Genomic DNA, 14426 nt, shown 5'->3' with positions numbered 1-14426 from the left:
CGGCGCTGGATTTCTTTTTTAAGCTTGCTGAAACGTTTCACCCGGTTTATAAAAATGGCACAACTCCAAGAAAGGCCGCCGCCATGACCCCGCTCAAACTTTTTGTTGCCATCAGCGCACTGTCCGCTGCCTCCCACGCCATGGCTTGGGATTACGTTCTGCTCGACACTGACAAAGCCGCCCAGAGCTGGCAGATCACCAGTCAGCAACTCGGACTAAAAACCGACAAACCCTTCAGCGTTACCCTGCGCACCTTGCACGGCGGTCGGCAGGAGGGCGTCAGCATTGTCGACATCGATAACGGCACGATGAAACTCTCGGTAGTGCCGACTCGCGGAATGAACGTCTTGCAGGCCTCGGTTGGCAATGTACGCATGGGCTGGGATTCGCCGGTCAAGGAAGTGGTCAATCCGTCCTTCATCGAACTCAATGGCCGCGGTGGCCTGGGTTGGCTGGAAGGTTTCAATGAGCTGGTCACCCGCTGCGGATACGAATGGGTCGGCCATCCCGGCGTCGACAACGGCGAACTGCTGACCCTGCACGGTCGGGCCGCCAACATTCCTGCGAGTAAAGTCACGCTGCACATCGATGAAAAACCACCGTACGCCATCACCCTGCGCGGTGAACTGAAAGAACAGGCGTTCAAGAAGGTCGACTTCTCGGTCGCGACCGAACTGGTCACCGAACCCGGCAGCGTCGCGTTTGCCCTCAACGACACCCTGACCAACAACGGCGACTATCCGAAGGAATACCAGGCGCTGTATCACAGCAACTTCAGCACCCCGTTCCTGGAGCAGGGCGCTCGTTTCGCCGCGCCGGTGAAACAGGTGTCGCCTTTCAACGACAAGGCCAAGGGCGAGCTGCCCGACTGGCAAACCTACCGCGCACCGACCAGGGACTACGACGAAACGGTTTACAACGTGGTGCCGTATGCCGACGCCAAGGGCGATACGTTGACCGTGTTGCATAACAAGGCTGGCAGCCTGGGCGTTTCGGTCGGCTTCAATACCCAGACACTGCCCGTGTTTTCCCTGTGGAAAAACACCGATACCCAAGGCCAGGGCTATGTCACGGGGCTGGAGCCGGGGACGAGTTTTTCCTACAACCGCCGTTATCAGCGGCCACTGAACCTGGTACCGACAATTGGGCCCAAGGAACACAGGCAGTTCCGCATCAGCTACAGCTTGTTGGCGGACAAGGCGGCGGTGGATAAGGCCTTGAAGCAGGTGAGCGAGATTCAGGATGGGCGGGAGACTGAGGTGCGGCAGACGCCGTTGGTTGATCTGACCAAGGAGTGACACCAGATGGAGCATTTTCGGCCGTAAATAGCCGCGTCTGATCACGTCGGCGTGTTCAAGATCCGCCAGTGAGCGCGCGACCTTGAGCAATCGATGGGCTGCTCGCAAAGATTCGGTCACTGTCCGCTCCTGGTCGTTTTCAGCCGATCACCTCAGGCAGAAAACGGCCAGAAGCTGGCTTCATCGGCGTGACTATCAAGCGTGCCGCTCATAGGTAAGGTAGTCGTGTGCCCCTGTCCCGGTACACAGAAAACCCGCTTTTTGGTACATCAATTTTGCAGGGTTATCAGGCCGTACACTTAAACGCAATTGACTGAATCCCTGCGCTGCCGCGTCCAGCGCATACGCCTCCAGAAGTGCCATTCCTACGCCGCTACGCCTATGGTCTGCCACTACGTGGATAGTGCTAAGTTCTGCGTGGTCTTGATCAGGCGTCCAAAGCGAGTATCCCGCGAAGTGGTCACCCATGAGCGCGATTGTAAACCGTTCGAAATTTTCCACCCAGCGCGTCAGGTGCCGCTCCAGTTGCAAGCGCCACGTAATTTCATGCTCAGGTTCCCAACACCGAATATAGCTTTCCTCGCCTCGGTAGATAGCCGGAATGTCAGTCACACTTGCTTGCCTTAGTCGTATTGCCATTCCATTAGTCCGTGATTGAACGAAACTGCATGATATGGCGCGCTTGGTCTTTCGCAAACTCGCGAACCACGCCGCTAAGCGACTGCTGGATATCACAGGTGGACTAGTAGATCGTTCAAGCGCGATTGGACGTTGGGTAACAACGACGTCGCAGAGGTTTGGAGGGCTGGCAAGGCAGCCATCATTAAAGGGATTCAAGCTTACGAATCGGCCAGGAATCTCTCAACCCCGTTCGCTGCGAACCGCAGGCGCTTCAGGCGAGTAGCGCTCGGTCGACGGGTTAGACCGGGACGGCTACGCTGGGGCTTTGCATGCAGGGAAAAGGGTGTGACAGAGGTCTATAAAGGAAGCTGTCTATGTGCGGCCGTCAGTTATGAGCTATCCACCACACCTGAAGCCATCAGTCATTGTCATTGCAGCCAGTGTCGCAAAGCTCATGGCGCCGCATTTGCTTCGTACGGCAGCGTTCCGCGTAGCGCGCTGCGAATACTTAGCGGTGCCCTGCATATTAAAACCTATGCTTCTTCAGCGACGGTATCACGCGAGTTCTGCGTGCACTGCGGTTCGGCCTTGTTCTGGTCACGATCTCAAGGTGAGTTCGCCAATTGGGTTTCAATAGCGCTGGGCACGCTCGATACGCCTTTCTTACCTATAAAGCAGAAACACGTTCATCTCGACTCCGCAGCACACTGGCACCGTTTATCCAACCGATGCCCTCCAATCGGCTGAAGTCTTCCGGGAGAAAGTTGCCTGTCGTGCTGACCGCTTTTGTTGACGGAGATAGGCATTGACGTAAAATCGCCACCCCCAAAAATCAGCTTGCATAGTCAGAAGGAGCTCGGATGCAAAGGGTGATGATTGTGGGTCAACCTGGGTCTGGAAAAAGCACTTTGGCGCGTAAGCTTGGCCAGCGTACGGGGTTGCCGGTTGTTCATATCGACACTATCCACTGGCAGTCAGGATGGATCGAGCGAAGTCGGGACGAGAAGACGCGGCTTTGTCTAGACGTCGAGGCCCGTGATTGCTGGATATTCGAAGGTGGCCATTCAGCCACTTGGGACAATCGGGTGGCCCGTGCAGATCTTTTAATATGGATTGATCGTTCGGCGCCGCTTCGATTCTTGCGCGTACTGCTCAGAACGCTGCTCCAACAGGGTAAGTCTCGGCCTGACTTGCCGGAGAACTGCCCCGAACTGTTGGCGAACCTGCCGGGGTTTTTCAGATTCATGTGGCGGACGAACAAATCAGCGCGAGCAAAGATGCAGCAACTCGTGGCAACTGCGCCATCAGCTTGCCGCGTGGTTCATCTGCGTTCTAATCGAGACACCAGGAATTTTCTCGCGGGCATTGGGCGTTCGACAGGCCCAGCTTCGCGGGATTGATCGATGGTTGACTGCTTCACCACGGAAACTGCCGGTTGCGAGTGGCGGCTCCTGGCCTAATGTTGCCGATCACGAATGGCATCTACGGCAGACGTGAGCCATCCTGCAATTGACGATATGAGGTAGGCTCAAGCGAGCCCCTTCTCTATGGCGATGTGTTTTCGCGCTTCATTCCCGCACGACGGGTAGGAATGATCCTTGCCATCGGCGATGAACTTTTAACCCCGTATTGCCCGTCCAAGGTGGGAACCCTTCCAGATCAAGGATCGTCCATGACCTTTTTTATCTTCCTGCTCGCCTGCGCCGCTGCGGCCAGTACCGGTGTGATTTTCAAGCCGGGTGCCTGGTACGAATCCCTCGTCAAACCCAGTTTTACCCCTCCCAATTGGCTGTTCCCGGTCGCATGGACGATTATCTATCTATTGCTCGCCTGGGCCGGTTATCGCCTCAGCCTGATCCCGGGCAGTGAGCTGGTGCTGGCGCTGTGGGCGGCGCAGATTGCGTTGAATACGCTGTGGACGCCGGTGTTTTTCGGCGCCCATCGGTTGTTTGCGGGCATGGTGATTATTGTGTTGCTGTGGCTCACCGTGGCGGCGATGGTGGTGTTCGCGGTACGCCTGGACTTGATCACTGGCTTGATGCTGTTCCCTTACCTGGCGTGGCTGTGTGTGGCGGCGGCGTTGAATTTTTCGATTTTGCGGAATAACCGTTAATGGCCCATAAACACTGGCCCGCCTCCGAGGCCGAACTCGCCCAGATGCGCCGCTTCAACCAAAAGCTCGCGTGGATGCCGCGCTTCAAGATCCGCAACCGCGTCACCCCGCGTCTGATTCAGGCGCTGTTGCGCGTCAGTCAGAAGATCAAGCGCGCAACGCCGGCTGAGAGCAGGGTTGTGAATGGCGTGCCGGTGCGCATTTTGCGGCCATCCGGCACGCCCAAGGGAGTGGTGCTGGATATCCACGGTGGCGGCTGGGTGATCGGCAATGCGCAGATGGACGACGCGCTGAACCTGGGCATGGTGCGGGCGTGCGATGTGACGGTGGTGTCGGTGGATTATCGGCTGGCGGTCGACACGCCGGTTGAGGGGCTGATGGACGACTGCCTCGCCGCCGCGCGGTGGCTGCTGACGGCCGATGAGTTTGCAGGCTTGCCGGTGTTTGTCGTCGGTGAGTCGGCCGGTGGGCATTTGGCGGCCGCGACCTTGCTGACGCTCAAGCAATGGCCGGATCTGCTCAAGCGTGTGAGCGGGGCGGTGTTGTATTACGGGGTTTACGATTTGACCGGCACGCCGAGCGTGCGCACCGCCGGGCCGGACACCTTGCTGCTGGACGGCCCGGGAATGGTCGACGCGCTGCGCCTGCTGACGCCGGGGTTGAATGATGAAGAACGCCGACAGGCGCCATTGTCGCCGCTGTATGGTGACTTCGACGGGATGCCGCCGGTGTTGATGTTCGTCGGGGAGCTGGATCCGCTGAAGGATGACACGCTGCAGATGGCAGAACGTTGGCCGGGGGCCGAGACCCATCTTCTGCCGGAATCTGCCCATGGGTTTATCCATTTTTCGGTGGCGATGGCGGAGGGTGTTTTGACTTATAGCCACCGCTGGATAACAGGAAGGATCGCTGCGTTAAGTTACGACGCTTAAAGCTTCACGTTGAGTCCAAACGAAAACACCGGCGCAATGCCGGTGTTTTCAAATCCTCTGCTAGGGAAGGGTCGCTTCCAGATTGAACTTAACGATGTTGAGTTCTCCATCGATTTTAAAGTAGGCGGTGTTGTGAAAGTCGTAGATGGTCTCGCTTGTCTTTAGTTTGACGTGGTTGCCCGAAACCTCGCCAACGGCCTGTGTGCCTTTGGTCACAAGGAAGGGGGTTGCTGATCCGCTTTTCTTGAGCGCTTCGGCGTCACTGGGCTGCAGATCCATCAGGAAGTACCGATAAATAAACGGCACCGTTGCACCTCCTGAATCGTAAAGAACTTCGTAGATTGCGCCGCCATCGCTCACAGGAGTAACGGTAACGACCTTCGCCGGGGCCGGCCTGCTGGGTCCGCTTACGTAAATGTAAAGCGCTTGCCCTGAACAAATGGCAAGCAGCAGCCAGACGTACCACTTAATACCCTTTCGATTTTGCATACTCTATACCTGCCTTGATCCACACTTGGTCAACGGAATCGTCACCGTACGGTGCCTCTGACCACCACGTGTGAAACTCTTCCCTGGACCTGCCTGCCGCTGCTCTCACGTGCACATGCCGCTCGGGTATCCATGTGCATGAGCGAGAACTGTACAAAAAAACAGTATTAACGCCAATGACTGGTCTTCTCTAATGCATGACATTTAATTTCAACGAGAATCTTCGTATCGTTGCGCTGATATTGAGGCCGATCTGTTGAACAGCGCACACACTCAAAGACCGCCATCGGGAGCAAGCCCCCTCCCACATTCATACCGCGTAACACCCGCCCTCCACCCGCCAAAGGACACTGCGATGCGCGAATACACCGTCACCTACCTCCTCAACAACCAGTCCCGTACCCACACCTTCGAACTCAACCAACCCGAACTCCCCGATCACGACGCTGCCCTGCACCTGCTGGCCCTGCACCTGGGCGACGCCGAGAACAGCCTGATCATGCCGCCCGCCGATGCCACGCCTGAACAGATCCTCGCGCAAGCCGCCATCGTCGGCATCACCCGGATCCAGGTGGCATGAGTCCGCGCATCCAAGCCGGTGAGTGATTTCTGGCTGCGCCAGGGCTTTGAATTCGTTGATATCGAAGACGATCCGCTGTGGCAAACCACGCACATGCAGCGGCCAATAAATGCTTGACTCACCCATGGGAGGATTTCTGTCGGCGGCGGTCAGACTGACTACTACGCGCCCTTAAATCTGCTGGTGGTTCAATCCCGTGATTACGCATTCCTTCTTGTCGGGGGGCGGCGAGCTGGCCTCCCTGATCCAGTCCAGGGATTGGTCGGCAACGCCGCTGGGTCCGATCGAGCACTGGCCGCAGAGCCTGCGCACCACCGTCAGCCTGTGTCTGGCGTCGAACTTCCCGATCAATATCATCTGGGGGCCGGAGAACACGCAGATCTACAACGACGGCTACAAGGTGTTGTGTGGCGAGTCGCACCCGCGCGCGCTGGGCGAGGGTTACCACGTGACCTGGGCCAGCGCCTGGCCGGCCATCGGCGAGCCGTTCACGCGGGCGCTGGCAGGGGAGACCAGCTTTCTCGAAAACCAGCGTATGTTCCTCACGCGCAACGGTTACCTGGAAGAGACCTTCTTCACCTTTTCCACCTCGCCCATCCGCGATGAAACCGGCGGTATCGGCGGGCTGTTTCACCCGGTGACCGAAACCACCGTGACCATCCTGGCCGAGCGCCGCACCCGTGCGCTGCGTGACCTGACTGGCCGGCTGGCGGTTGCCGAGGATTTGCCTCAGCTGATCGCGCTGACGGTCGAGACACTGGCGACGTTCAACTTCGATATTCCCTTCCTGCTGTTTTACGCGCGGGAAGCCGACGGCTACCGCCTGGTGCAGCACGACGGCATTGGCGCAGATACCGCCGCATCCCCGGCCTGGATCAGCCTGGATGACACCGCGCCATGGCCGCTGGGCGCGGCGTGCGCGCAAAAGCGCACGCTGCAGGTGGACGACATTGAGGCATTGTTCGCCGGCATTGACTGCGGGCCGTACCCGGAATCGCCGCTCACGGCTTTCGTGTTGCCGCTGGTGGTGCCCGACGATACGCAGACGCCGCTGTTCCTGGTGGCCGGTGCCTCGCCGCGCCTGCCGATGAATGATATTTACCGCGGCTTTTTCGAGCTGTTGGGCGCCGCGCTCTCGGCGGCGCTGGCCACCGTGCGGGCGCGGGCCTACGAACGTCAGCGCGCCGATGCCCTGGCTGCCATCGACCAGGCCAAGACTACCTTCTTTACCAATATCAGTCATGAATTCCGCACGCCGCTGACCCTGATGCTCGGGCCGCTGGAGCAATCGCTGGCCCTGGGCGACGCGCTGCCTGCCGATGAGCGCGAGCGCGTGACCCTGGCCTATCGCAACGGCCAGCGCCTGCTCAAGCTGGTCAATTCGCTGCTGGAGTTTTCGCGCATCGAGGCCGGTCGCGCCCAGGCATCCTACGAGCCGGTGGATCTGCCCGAATTGACCGCCGACCTCGCCTCCAATTTTCGCTCGGCCTGCGAGCGTGCGGGTCTGGCGCTGATCATCGACACCACGCCATTGCCAGACACGGCCTACGTCGACCGGGACATGTGGGAAAAGGTGGTGCTGAACCTGATTTCCAACGCCTTCAAGTTCACCCTGGCTGGGCAGATTCGGGTCAGCGTCGAACCCGGCGCCGATGGCGCGAGTGCCCAGGTCAGTGTCACTGACACCGGCACCGGTATTGCGGCCGATGAACTGCCGCGTCTGTTCGAACGTTTCCACCGGATCGACAACCCCGCCGGCCGCTCGTTCGAAGGTTCGGGTATTGGCCTGGCGCTGGTGGATGAGCTGGTGCGCCTGCAGGGCGGCAGGCTTTCGGTGAACAGTGAAGTCGGAGTGGGCAGCACCTTCACCATCACCTTGCCGCTGGGCCGCCGCCATGTGCCCAAACCGCTGCACAGCCCGGCGCTGCTGCACGGTTCTACTACCAACGTCAGCGCCTTTGTCGAGGAAGCTATGGGCTGGTTGCCCGACGCGCCGGCGCCGCAGGTGCAGGATGAGCCTGACGCCGAACCGTTTGAAGAATGCGTGCTGCTGGCCGATGACAACGCCGACATGCGCGCCTATGTCGCCCGCCTGCTGCAAGCCGAAGGCCTGCGCGTGGAGACGGCGACCGATGGCCAGGCGGCACTGGAGATTGCGCGCGAGCGCTTGCCGCAGTTGATTCTTACCGACGTGATGATGCCGGTGCTCGATGGCTTTGGCCTGTTGCGCGCGGTGCGTGAGGAAGCGCGCCTGCAGGCGACCCCGGTGATTCTGCTGTCGGCCCGCGCCGGCGAAGAGGCGCGCGCCGAAGGCCTGGCGGCGGGCGCCGATGACTACCTGATCAAACCGTTTTCAGCGCGCGACCTGATCGCGCGCGTCACCTCGCAGTTGGCCCGTGCGCGCAATCGGCGCGAGGCCGCGTTGCGCGAAAGTGAAGCGCGGCTGCGCCTGGCCATCGACGCCGGGCAGATCGGTGAATGGGAGCTGGACATTGGCGCCGACAGCTCGGTGCGCGCTGCCCGGCATGACCAGATTTTCGGCCACAGCGCGCGGGTCGAGCACTGGGGCATCGACACCTTCATGTCTCACGTGTTGCCCGAGGACCGGCCCGATGTGGAGGCGTCGTTCAAGCGGGCGGCCGAGCAGGGCACCGGCTGGGATTTCCAGTGCCGTATCCGCCGCGCCGAGGACCAGCAGGTGCGCTGGATCCTCGCGCGCAGCACGCCGCAGCTCGATGCTCAGGGCCGCACCCTGAAACTGTTCGGCCTGGTGCAGGACATCACCGATCAAAAACGCGTCGAGCTGGGCATGCAGGCGCTCAACGAAACCCTGGAGCAGCGCATCACCGAGGCCATGGAAGAGCGCAGCAAGGCCGAAGAACAACTGCGCCAGGCGCAGAAACTCGAGGCGCTGGGCCAGCTCACCGGCGGCGTGGCCCACGACTTCAACAACCTGTTGACGGTGATTCGCTCGTCCCTTGACCTGCTGGAACGCCCGGAATTGCCCGAGGTGCGGCGCAGCCGTTACCTGGCGGCCATCTCCGACACGGTCAATCGCGCGGCGCGTCTTACCGGGCAACTGCTCGCCTTCGCACGCCGACAGGCGTTGAAGCCGCAGACCTTCGACGTCAGCCAGAGCGTGACCTCGCTGGTGGAAATGATGGAATCTTTGTGCGGCGCCCATATCCAGATCAGCACCGACCTGGCGCCCCAGGACTGTTGTGTGTACGCCGACTCCAGCCAGTTCGACTCGGCGCTGGTGAATGTGGCGGTCAACGCGCGGGATGCGATGAAGGGCGTTGGCCGTTTGACCATCGCCGTGGCGGCAGTCGACACCCTCCCTGCGCTGCGCGGCCAGCCGCAGGTGCAAGGCGACTTTGTTGCAATCGCCATGCGCGACACCGGCAGCGGCATTCGGCCGGAGCATCTGGAGCGGATTTTCGAGCCGTTCTTCACCACCAAGAATGTGGGGCAGGGCACCGGGCTTGGCCTCAGCCAGGTGTTCGGCTTTGCCAAGCAATCGGGCGGCGAAGTGCGGGTGAGTACTGAACTGGGCCAGGGCTCGACCTTTACCCTGTACCTGCCCCGGGTCACCGCGCAACCACTGGAACCCGATGTGCCGCTGGAGCCGGCGCTCCTCACCGACGGGCAGGGCGGCCGCGTGCTGGTGGTGGAAGACAATATCGAAGTCGGCACCTTCGCCACCCAGGCGCTGGAGGAACTGGGCTATCAGGCGACCTGGGCGGTGAATGCCGAGCAGGCACTCAAGTGTCTGACCGACGCCGCCGAGGATTTCGACGTGGTGTTTTCGGACGTGATGATGCCGGGCATGAATGGCCTGGAACTGGCCAAGGAGATCCAGCAGTTGTGGCCGGCGTTGCCGATTGTGCTCACCAGTGGCTACAGCCATGTGCTGGCGCAGCAAGGCACCCACGGCTTCGACTTGCTGCACAAGCCGTATTCCATTCACCAGTTGCTGCAGATTTTGCGCAAGGCTTGTGTGAAACAGGGGTCAGCTTGAGCGCAGGCGCAGGATCTGTGCGCCGTCGAACGGGTCGGTCAGGTAATGGCCCTGCACGCCGAAGGTGTCCTGCAACCGCTGTGGCGTGAGCACCTCCAGCGGTTTGCCCAGCGCTACCAGCCGTCCGCGATCCAGCACGGCGAGGCGGTCGCAGGTCAGCGCCTGGTTGAGGTCGTGCAAGGCAATCAGGGTGGTCACCGGTAACGCTTGCACGCCTTTGAGGATCGTCAGTTGGTGCTGGATGTCGAGGTGATTGGTCGGCTCATCCAGCAGCAGAATCTGTGGCCGTTGCGCCAGCGCACGGGCGATGTGCACGCGCTGGCGCTCGCCGCCGGAGAGGCTGCGCCAGGCACGCTGGCTGAGGTGGGTGGCGTCCACGTCGTGCAGGGCCTGGTGCACGATGGCCTCGTCCTCGTGGGACCAGGGGCTCAGCGCCGACAGCCAGGGCGTGCGGCCCAGGGCCACGGCGTCGAACACGCCGATGGCGTCGTCGGTGTCGGCCTGTTGTTCCACCACCGCCAGTTGTTGCGCAATGACGCGGCGCGACAAGCTGCCCAGACGCTTGCCGCCCAGGCGCACGTCGCCGCTGGCGGGCGTGCGCAGGCCGGCCAGCAGTTTTAGCAGGGTGGATTTGCCGGAGCCGTTCGGCCCGACGATGCCCAGGGTTTCCCCCGCCTGCACCTCCAGGTGAATATCGTGCAGCAACTGCGCATCGCGCACCTTGAAGCCCAGGCCGCTGCAACTCAATACGCTCATCGCGCGTTTCTCCGGCCGATCAGGATCAACGCGAACACCGGTGCGCCGACCAGTGCGGTGACTACTCCGACCGGAATCACCTGGCCCTTGATCAGGCTGCGCGAGAGCACGTCCGCCGCGATCAGAAACAGCGCGCCGCCCAGAGCGCTGGCCGGCAGCAGCCGCGAATGCGCGGTGCCGAGCAGCAGGCGCACGGCGTGGGGAATCACCAGGCCGACAAAGCCGATGGCGCCGACAATCGATACCATCACCGCCGTCACCAGCGCGGCGCAGCCCACCAGCACGCATTGCACGCGGCGCACCGGAATGCCGAGGGAGGCCGCCGAGTCGCTGCCGAAGGTAAACGCATCCAGCGCGCGGCGGTGCCACAGGCACACGATCAGGCCGGCGACCGCCACCGGCACGGCCAGCCACACCGATGGCCAGCGCACGCCACTGAGGTTGCCGAGTAGCCAGAACATGATGCCGCGCGCCTGTTCGGAACTGGCCGATTTAGTGATCAGGAACGCGGTGAGCGCATTGAACAGCTGGGAACCGGCGATGCCCGCGAGGATGATCTGCCCAGTGCCGCGCGCCGAGCCACTGGCCCGTGCGAGCAGGGTCACCAGCGCGAAGGCGGCCATGGCGCCGACGAATGCCCCCGCCGACAGTGAAATCAGCCCGCCGCCCACGCCGATCAGGGCGACCAGCACCGCGCCGGTGGAGGCGCCGGCGCTGATGCCCAGCAGGTACGGGTCGGCTAACGGGTTGCGCAGCAACGACTGCAGGATCACCCCGCAGGTCGCCAGCCCGGCCCCGCAGGCGGCGGCCACCAGCGCGCGGGTGAGGCGGTAGTTCCACACCACGCCCTCGTCGATGGGGTCGAGCACGTAGCCGGCCGCCCACAGTTTATTGGCCAGCACCTTGAGCACCACCTGCGGTGCGATGGCGGTTTCGCCGATGGCCACCCCGGCGAGCAGGGCGATCAGCAGCAATGTGAGGGCGAGCAGGGTGCGCATCATTGGGGCAGGTCGTAGCCGTCGATGGCGCCGGCCAGTTGTTCCAGGCCGTCGAACATGCGAATGCTGGCCTGCAGCGCCAGGGCGTCGAGGACGATGATGCGGTTGTGTTTGACGGCGTCCATGTTGCGGGTCACCGGGTCGCTGCGCAGGAAGGCAAGTTTCTGTTGATGGTCGTCGGCGGGGTAGCGGCGCCGGTCCATGCGTGCGATCACCAGAAAGGTCGGGTTGGCCTTGGCGATGGTTTCCCAGCCGACGGCGGGCCACTCTTCATCGGACTGCACCACGTTGGACAGGCCCAGGGTGTGCAGCATGAATTCGGGGATGCCCTTGTGGCCGGCCACGTAGGGATCGCTGGCCATCTCGGCGCTGGAGAACCACACCAGCGCGCTGGCCTGCTTCAAGCCTTTGCCTTGCGCGGTGGCGACGGATTTGGCCAGGCGTGCCTTGAGTTCGTCGTTGAGCTGTTGACCGCGCGCCTGCACGTCGAAGATCTCGGCCAACTGACTGATGCTCTTGTAGATCGTGTCGATGCGAAACGGCTCCAGCCGCGTGCCGTCGGCGCCCACCAGGTTGTCCTTGCCTTCGCAGTCCGACGGCAGCAGGTAGGTGGGGATGTTCAGTTCATGAAACTGCTCGCGGGTGCCTACCACGCCTTGTGCGCCGACCACCCATTCCAGCTCGGCGGCCACCAGCTGCGGGCGCTTGGCGATGACGGATTCGAAGCTCGGCTCGTTGTTGGCCAGGCGCTCGATGCCATCGTTGAGGGTTTTGTACTGCGCCAGCACGTTGTTGAACCACAGCGAGGTGCCGACCACTTTGTCACCGACGCCCAGGGCATAAAGCATTTCGGTGGCGGCCTGGCCGATGGTCACGCTGCGTACGGGGGCCTGGGCGAAGCTGATGTGGCTGCCGCAGTTTTCCAGGGTCAGCGGGTAGTGGGTCGGCGCGGCGTGGGCCTCTGCAACGGACAGCCCGAGGCCGATCATCAAGGCGGTAACGCGTGGCAGCATGGGGGCAATCTCCGTTTGAACCGTTGGCGAAACCCCAATGAGTCCCGTCCGGGAAACGGCGCGGTATGGTAGTGCATGGCGGGGTGGGCGGGAAGATGCGGGGCTGCTCTCAACAGCAGACCGCTTCCATTGTGGCGAGCGGGTTTGCCCTGTGGCGAGCAGGCTTGCCCTGTGGCGAGCAGGCTTGCCCTGTGGCGAGCAGGCTTGCCCTGCGTTGGGGTGCGAAGCGCCCCCAATCAAGCAAAACGCGGTGTACCTGATACGGCTCAGCGTCTGGCTTTGGGGCTGCTGCGCAGCCCAGCGCAGGACAAGCCTGCTCGCCACAGGGAATCTGCGCTTAACTGAACGGCATTAGGGCTTGCCCTGTGGCGAGCGGGCTTGCCCCGCGTTGGGCTGCGCAGCAGCCCCCCTGTAACTAAGAATGCGGTGTGTCAGAAACTTCGCGGAGTCAGGTTTTGGGGCTGCTGCGCAGCCCAACGCAGGGCAAGCCTGCTCGCCACGGGGCAAGCCTGCTGGCCACAGGGCAGGTGCGCTATCGGCGGTGCATCACAAACGAATATCTTCCGGGCCGCGAATCAGCGCTTCAATGCGCGTGCCTGTGGCGCGCTCTTCGTTGCTGAAGCCGTCGTAATCGGCCAGGTTGCCGAAGCGAACGCCGGTCAGCTGTTCTATCTGAAGCACGCTGCGCTGGTAGGTCCGCAACTGGCCGAACACCAGGTCGAGCTGGCCCAGTTCGCGGCTCTGGTCGATCATGTACGCGCTGGCTGAGGGCTTGCCATCGTCGCTGAGGTAGGCGACGACTTTCCAGAAGGCCTTGGGAATCCGGATGCCCCGGTAAAGGCGGTCGTCTTCGCCGAACACCGGGCCGGTAAACACCGTGGCGCGGGCTTTCCAGCGCTGGGTGTTGTCGAGGATATAGTCTTCGAGTTCCAGCCAGGTCTTCTGGTTGAAGCCGCTCATCTGCGGCGAGCAGTTGGTGAAATGGAAGGTGTCGACGTTGGCGGTGGCGGCCTCGGCGCCCCAGTTGGGATCCTGGCGTCGCACCAGGTGGCCACGGTCCAGGCCATTGCCGGCGTAGAGCTCCTCACCGACCTGGGCGTCGACGGGCAAGCGGCCGTCGTAGGCCCAGGTGTCGTTGCTGCGCACGATGTCCACGTGTTGCGCGCCGTCGATATTGACGCCGACGTAGAAGGCCAGGCGCCTGGAGCGCGACATCGTGATGGAAAAATGCGTGTAGTCCAGGCGCTTTGGCTGCAGATCATCGGCCAGGGCCCGGTCAACCGTGGGCCAGGGCACTTCGAAGCCGCCAAGAAAGTCCTCGGCATAGCCGGTGCGGTTTTTCAGGTCCTTGGCGGCAGTGATGCGCGGGGTTGCCGCCCGCGCCTGCAGCAGGGAAGGGCTGGCCGTGACCAGCGGGCGCAGATCGCCAAGGCGGGGACGGTGTGACAGGTCGATTTTGCGGGTGCGGGGTGGCATGGACTGCTCCTTGCGGGCCTGGAATAAACACTACTGCAACACAAGTTCATGACAATTTAGGCCAGTTTCCGTCGGCGGGACTATCCTGAAACGGTTATTCGGAGTTCATCACACGTCAAAAGGGAGCCA

13 protein-coding genes and 1 pseudogene are annotated in these 14426 nt (G+C 61.9%); 7 read left to right on the top strand and 7 right to left on the bottom strand.

The genetic code is table 11. From position 1 onward, the window contains the following. The first annotated feature begins 83 nt into the window (after positions 1-83). The gene (locus tag RHM60_RS07360) at positions 84-1298 is read left to right on the top strand and encodes an aldose 1-epimerase family protein (RefSeq protein ID WP_322214094.1); all 1215 of its coding nucleotides are present in this window, start codon (positions 84-86) and stop codon (positions 1296-1298) included. 24 nt (positions 1299-1322) lie between these two features. Here RHM60_RS07360 and RHM60_RS25670 read toward each other — a convergent pair. Next, positions 1323-1409 (bottom strand): annotated as a pseudogene (locus tag RHM60_RS25670) (hypothetical protein); the annotation flags it as partial. 84 nt (positions 1410-1493) lie between these two features. Next, a complete protein-coding gene (locus tag RHM60_RS07355; RefSeq protein ID WP_209983227.1) occupies positions 1494-1937 on the bottom strand; it encodes a GNAT family N-acetyltransferase in 444 nt (147 codons plus the stop codon). Between the two features lie 327 nt (positions 1938-2264). Between RHM60_RS07355 and RHM60_RS07350 the strand changes: the two genes are divergently transcribed. The 4 genes from RHM60_RS07350 to RHM60_RS07335 all read left to right on the top strand — a co-directional run bounded on the left by RHM60_RS07350 (position 2265) and on the right by RHM60_RS07335 (position 4964). After that, the gene (locus RHM60_RS07350) at positions 2265-2666 is read left to right on the top strand and encodes a GFA family protein (RefSeq protein WP_322214092.1); all 402 of its coding nucleotides are present in this window, start codon (positions 2265-2267) and stop codon (positions 2664-2666) included. A 113-nt stretch (positions 2667-2779) separates the two neighbouring features. Beyond that, positions 2780-3319 carry an AAA family ATPase gene (locus RHM60_RS07345; protein ID WP_322214091.1) on the top strand — a complete coding sequence of 180 codons (540 nt, stop codon included), beginning with the start codon at positions 2780-2782 and terminating at the stop codon, positions 3317-3319. A 272-nt stretch (positions 3320-3591) separates the two neighbouring features. Then, positions 3592-4032, top strand: a complete 441-nt coding sequence (gene tspO / locus RHM60_RS07340; protein WP_003234380.1) for a tryptophan-rich sensory protein TspO — start codon at positions 3592-3594, stop codon at positions 4030-4032. Beyond that, the gene (locus RHM60_RS07335; protein ID WP_322214090.1) at positions 4032-4964 is read left to right on the top strand and encodes an alpha/beta hydrolase; all 933 of its coding nucleotides are present in this window, start codon (positions 4032-4034) and stop codon (positions 4962-4964) included. Before tspO ends, RHM60_RS07335 begins: the two co-directional genes overlap by 1 nt. Before the next feature lie 60 nt (positions 4965-5024). On the opposite strand, the gene RHM60_RS07330 is transcribed toward RHM60_RS07335, so the two are convergent. Continuing rightward, positions 5025-5453 carry a hypothetical protein gene (locus RHM60_RS07330; protein ID WP_322214089.1) on the bottom strand — a complete coding sequence of 143 codons (429 nt, stop codon included), beginning with the start codon at positions 5451-5453 and terminating at the stop codon, positions 5025-5027. Between the two features lie 355 nt (positions 5454-5808). Between RHM60_RS07330 and RHM60_RS07325 the strand changes: the two genes are divergently transcribed. Both RHM60_RS07325 and RHM60_RS07320 read left to right on the top strand, forming a co-directional pair. Further along, positions 5809-6033: a hypothetical protein gene (locus tag RHM60_RS07325; RefSeq protein ID WP_322214087.1), complete on the top strand. Its 225-nt coding sequence runs from the start codon at positions 5809-5811 to the stop codon at positions 6031-6033. A 196-nt stretch (positions 6034-6229) separates the two neighbouring features. Further along, complete coding sequence (locus RHM60_RS07320; RefSeq protein WP_322214085.1) at positions 6230-10054, top strand: response regulator; 3825 nt, start codon at positions 6230-6232, stop codon at positions 10052-10054. Here the strand turns inward: RHM60_RS07320 and RHM60_RS07315 are convergent. The 4 genes from RHM60_RS07315 to RHM60_RS07300 form a co-directional block, all read right to left on the bottom strand. Then, positions 10046-10810, bottom strand: a complete 765-nt coding sequence (locus tag RHM60_RS07315; protein WP_322214084.1) for an ABC transporter ATP-binding protein — start codon at positions 10808-10810, stop codon at positions 10046-10048. The genes RHM60_RS07320 and RHM60_RS07315 overlap by 9 nt on opposite strands. Further along, entirely contained in the window at positions 10807-11811 is a 1005-nt protein-coding gene (locus tag RHM60_RS07310) for a FecCD family ABC transporter permease (RefSeq protein ID WP_057008049.1), read from the bottom strand. Before RHM60_RS07310 ends, RHM60_RS07315 begins: the two co-directional genes overlap by 4 nt. Next, positions 11808-12821, bottom strand: coding sequence for an ABC transporter substrate-binding protein (locus RHM60_RS07305; RefSeq protein ID WP_322214083.1), 1014 nt, complete (start codon positions 12819-12821; stop codon positions 11808-11810). Before RHM60_RS07305 ends, RHM60_RS07310 begins: the two co-directional genes overlap by 4 nt. 546 nt (positions 12822-13367) lie before the next feature. Then, positions 13368-14297 carry a DNA/RNA non-specific endonuclease gene (locus RHM60_RS07300; protein ID WP_322214081.1) on the bottom strand — a complete coding sequence of 310 codons (930 nt, stop codon included), beginning with the start codon at positions 14295-14297 and terminating at the stop codon, positions 13368-13370. Positions 14298-14426: the final 129 nt, after the last annotated feature.

The sequence above is a fragment of the Pseudomonas sp. MH9.3 genome (assembly GCF_034354675.1).
In the GTDB taxonomy this organism is placed as follows: Bacteria; Pseudomonadota; Gammaproteobacteria; order Pseudomonadales; family Pseudomonadaceae; genus Aquipseudomonas.
The sequence above is the reverse complement of the archived record's forward strand: the minus strand, read 5'-3'. Positions and strand labels throughout refer to the sequence as shown.

Excerpts from the sequence above, each read along its gene's own strand:
- RHM60_RS07310 (WP_057008049.1), bottom strand. The coding sequence starts at position 11,811 with ATGATGCGCACCCTGCTCGCCCTCACATTGCTGCTGATCGCCCTGCTC.
- RHM60_RS07360 (WP_322214094.1), top strand. The coding sequence starts at position 84 with ATGACCCCGCTCAAACTTTTTGTTGCCATCAGCGCACTGTCCGCTGCC.
- tspO (WP_003234380.1), top strand. The coding sequence starts at position 3,592 with ATGACCTTTTTTATCTTCCTGCTCGCCTGCGCCGCTGCGGCCAGTACC.
- RHM60_RS07330 (WP_322214089.1), bottom strand. The coding sequence starts at position 5,453 with ATGCAAAATCGAAAGGGTATTAAGTGGTACGTCTGGCTGCTGCTTGCC.
- RHM60_RS07345 (WP_322214091.1), top strand. The coding sequence starts at position 2,780 with ATGCAAAGGGTGATGATTGTGGGTCAACCTGGGTCTGGAAAAAGCACT.
- RHM60_RS07315 (WP_322214084.1), bottom strand. The coding sequence starts at position 10,810 with ATGAGCGTATTGAGTTGCAGCGGCCTGGGCTTCAAGGTGCGCGATGCG.
- RHM60_RS07335 (WP_322214090.1), top strand. The coding sequence starts at position 4,032 with ATGGCCCATAAACACTGGCCCGCCTCCGAGGCCGAACTCGCCCAGATG.
- RHM60_RS07325 (WP_322214087.1), top strand. The coding sequence starts at position 5,809 with ATGCGCGAATACACCGTCACCTACCTCCTCAACAACCAGTCCCGTACC.
- RHM60_RS07300 (WP_322214081.1), bottom strand. The coding sequence starts at position 14,297 with ATGCCACCCCGCACCCGCAAAATCGACCTGTCACACCGTCCCCGCCTT.
- RHM60_RS07305 (WP_322214083.1), bottom strand. The coding sequence starts at position 12,821 with ATGCTGCCACGCGTTACCGCCTTGATGATCGGCCTCGGGCTGTCCGTT.
- RHM60_RS07355 (WP_209983227.1), bottom strand. The coding sequence starts at position 1,937 with ATGGCAATACGACTAAGGCAAGCAAGTGTGACTGACATTCCGGCTATC.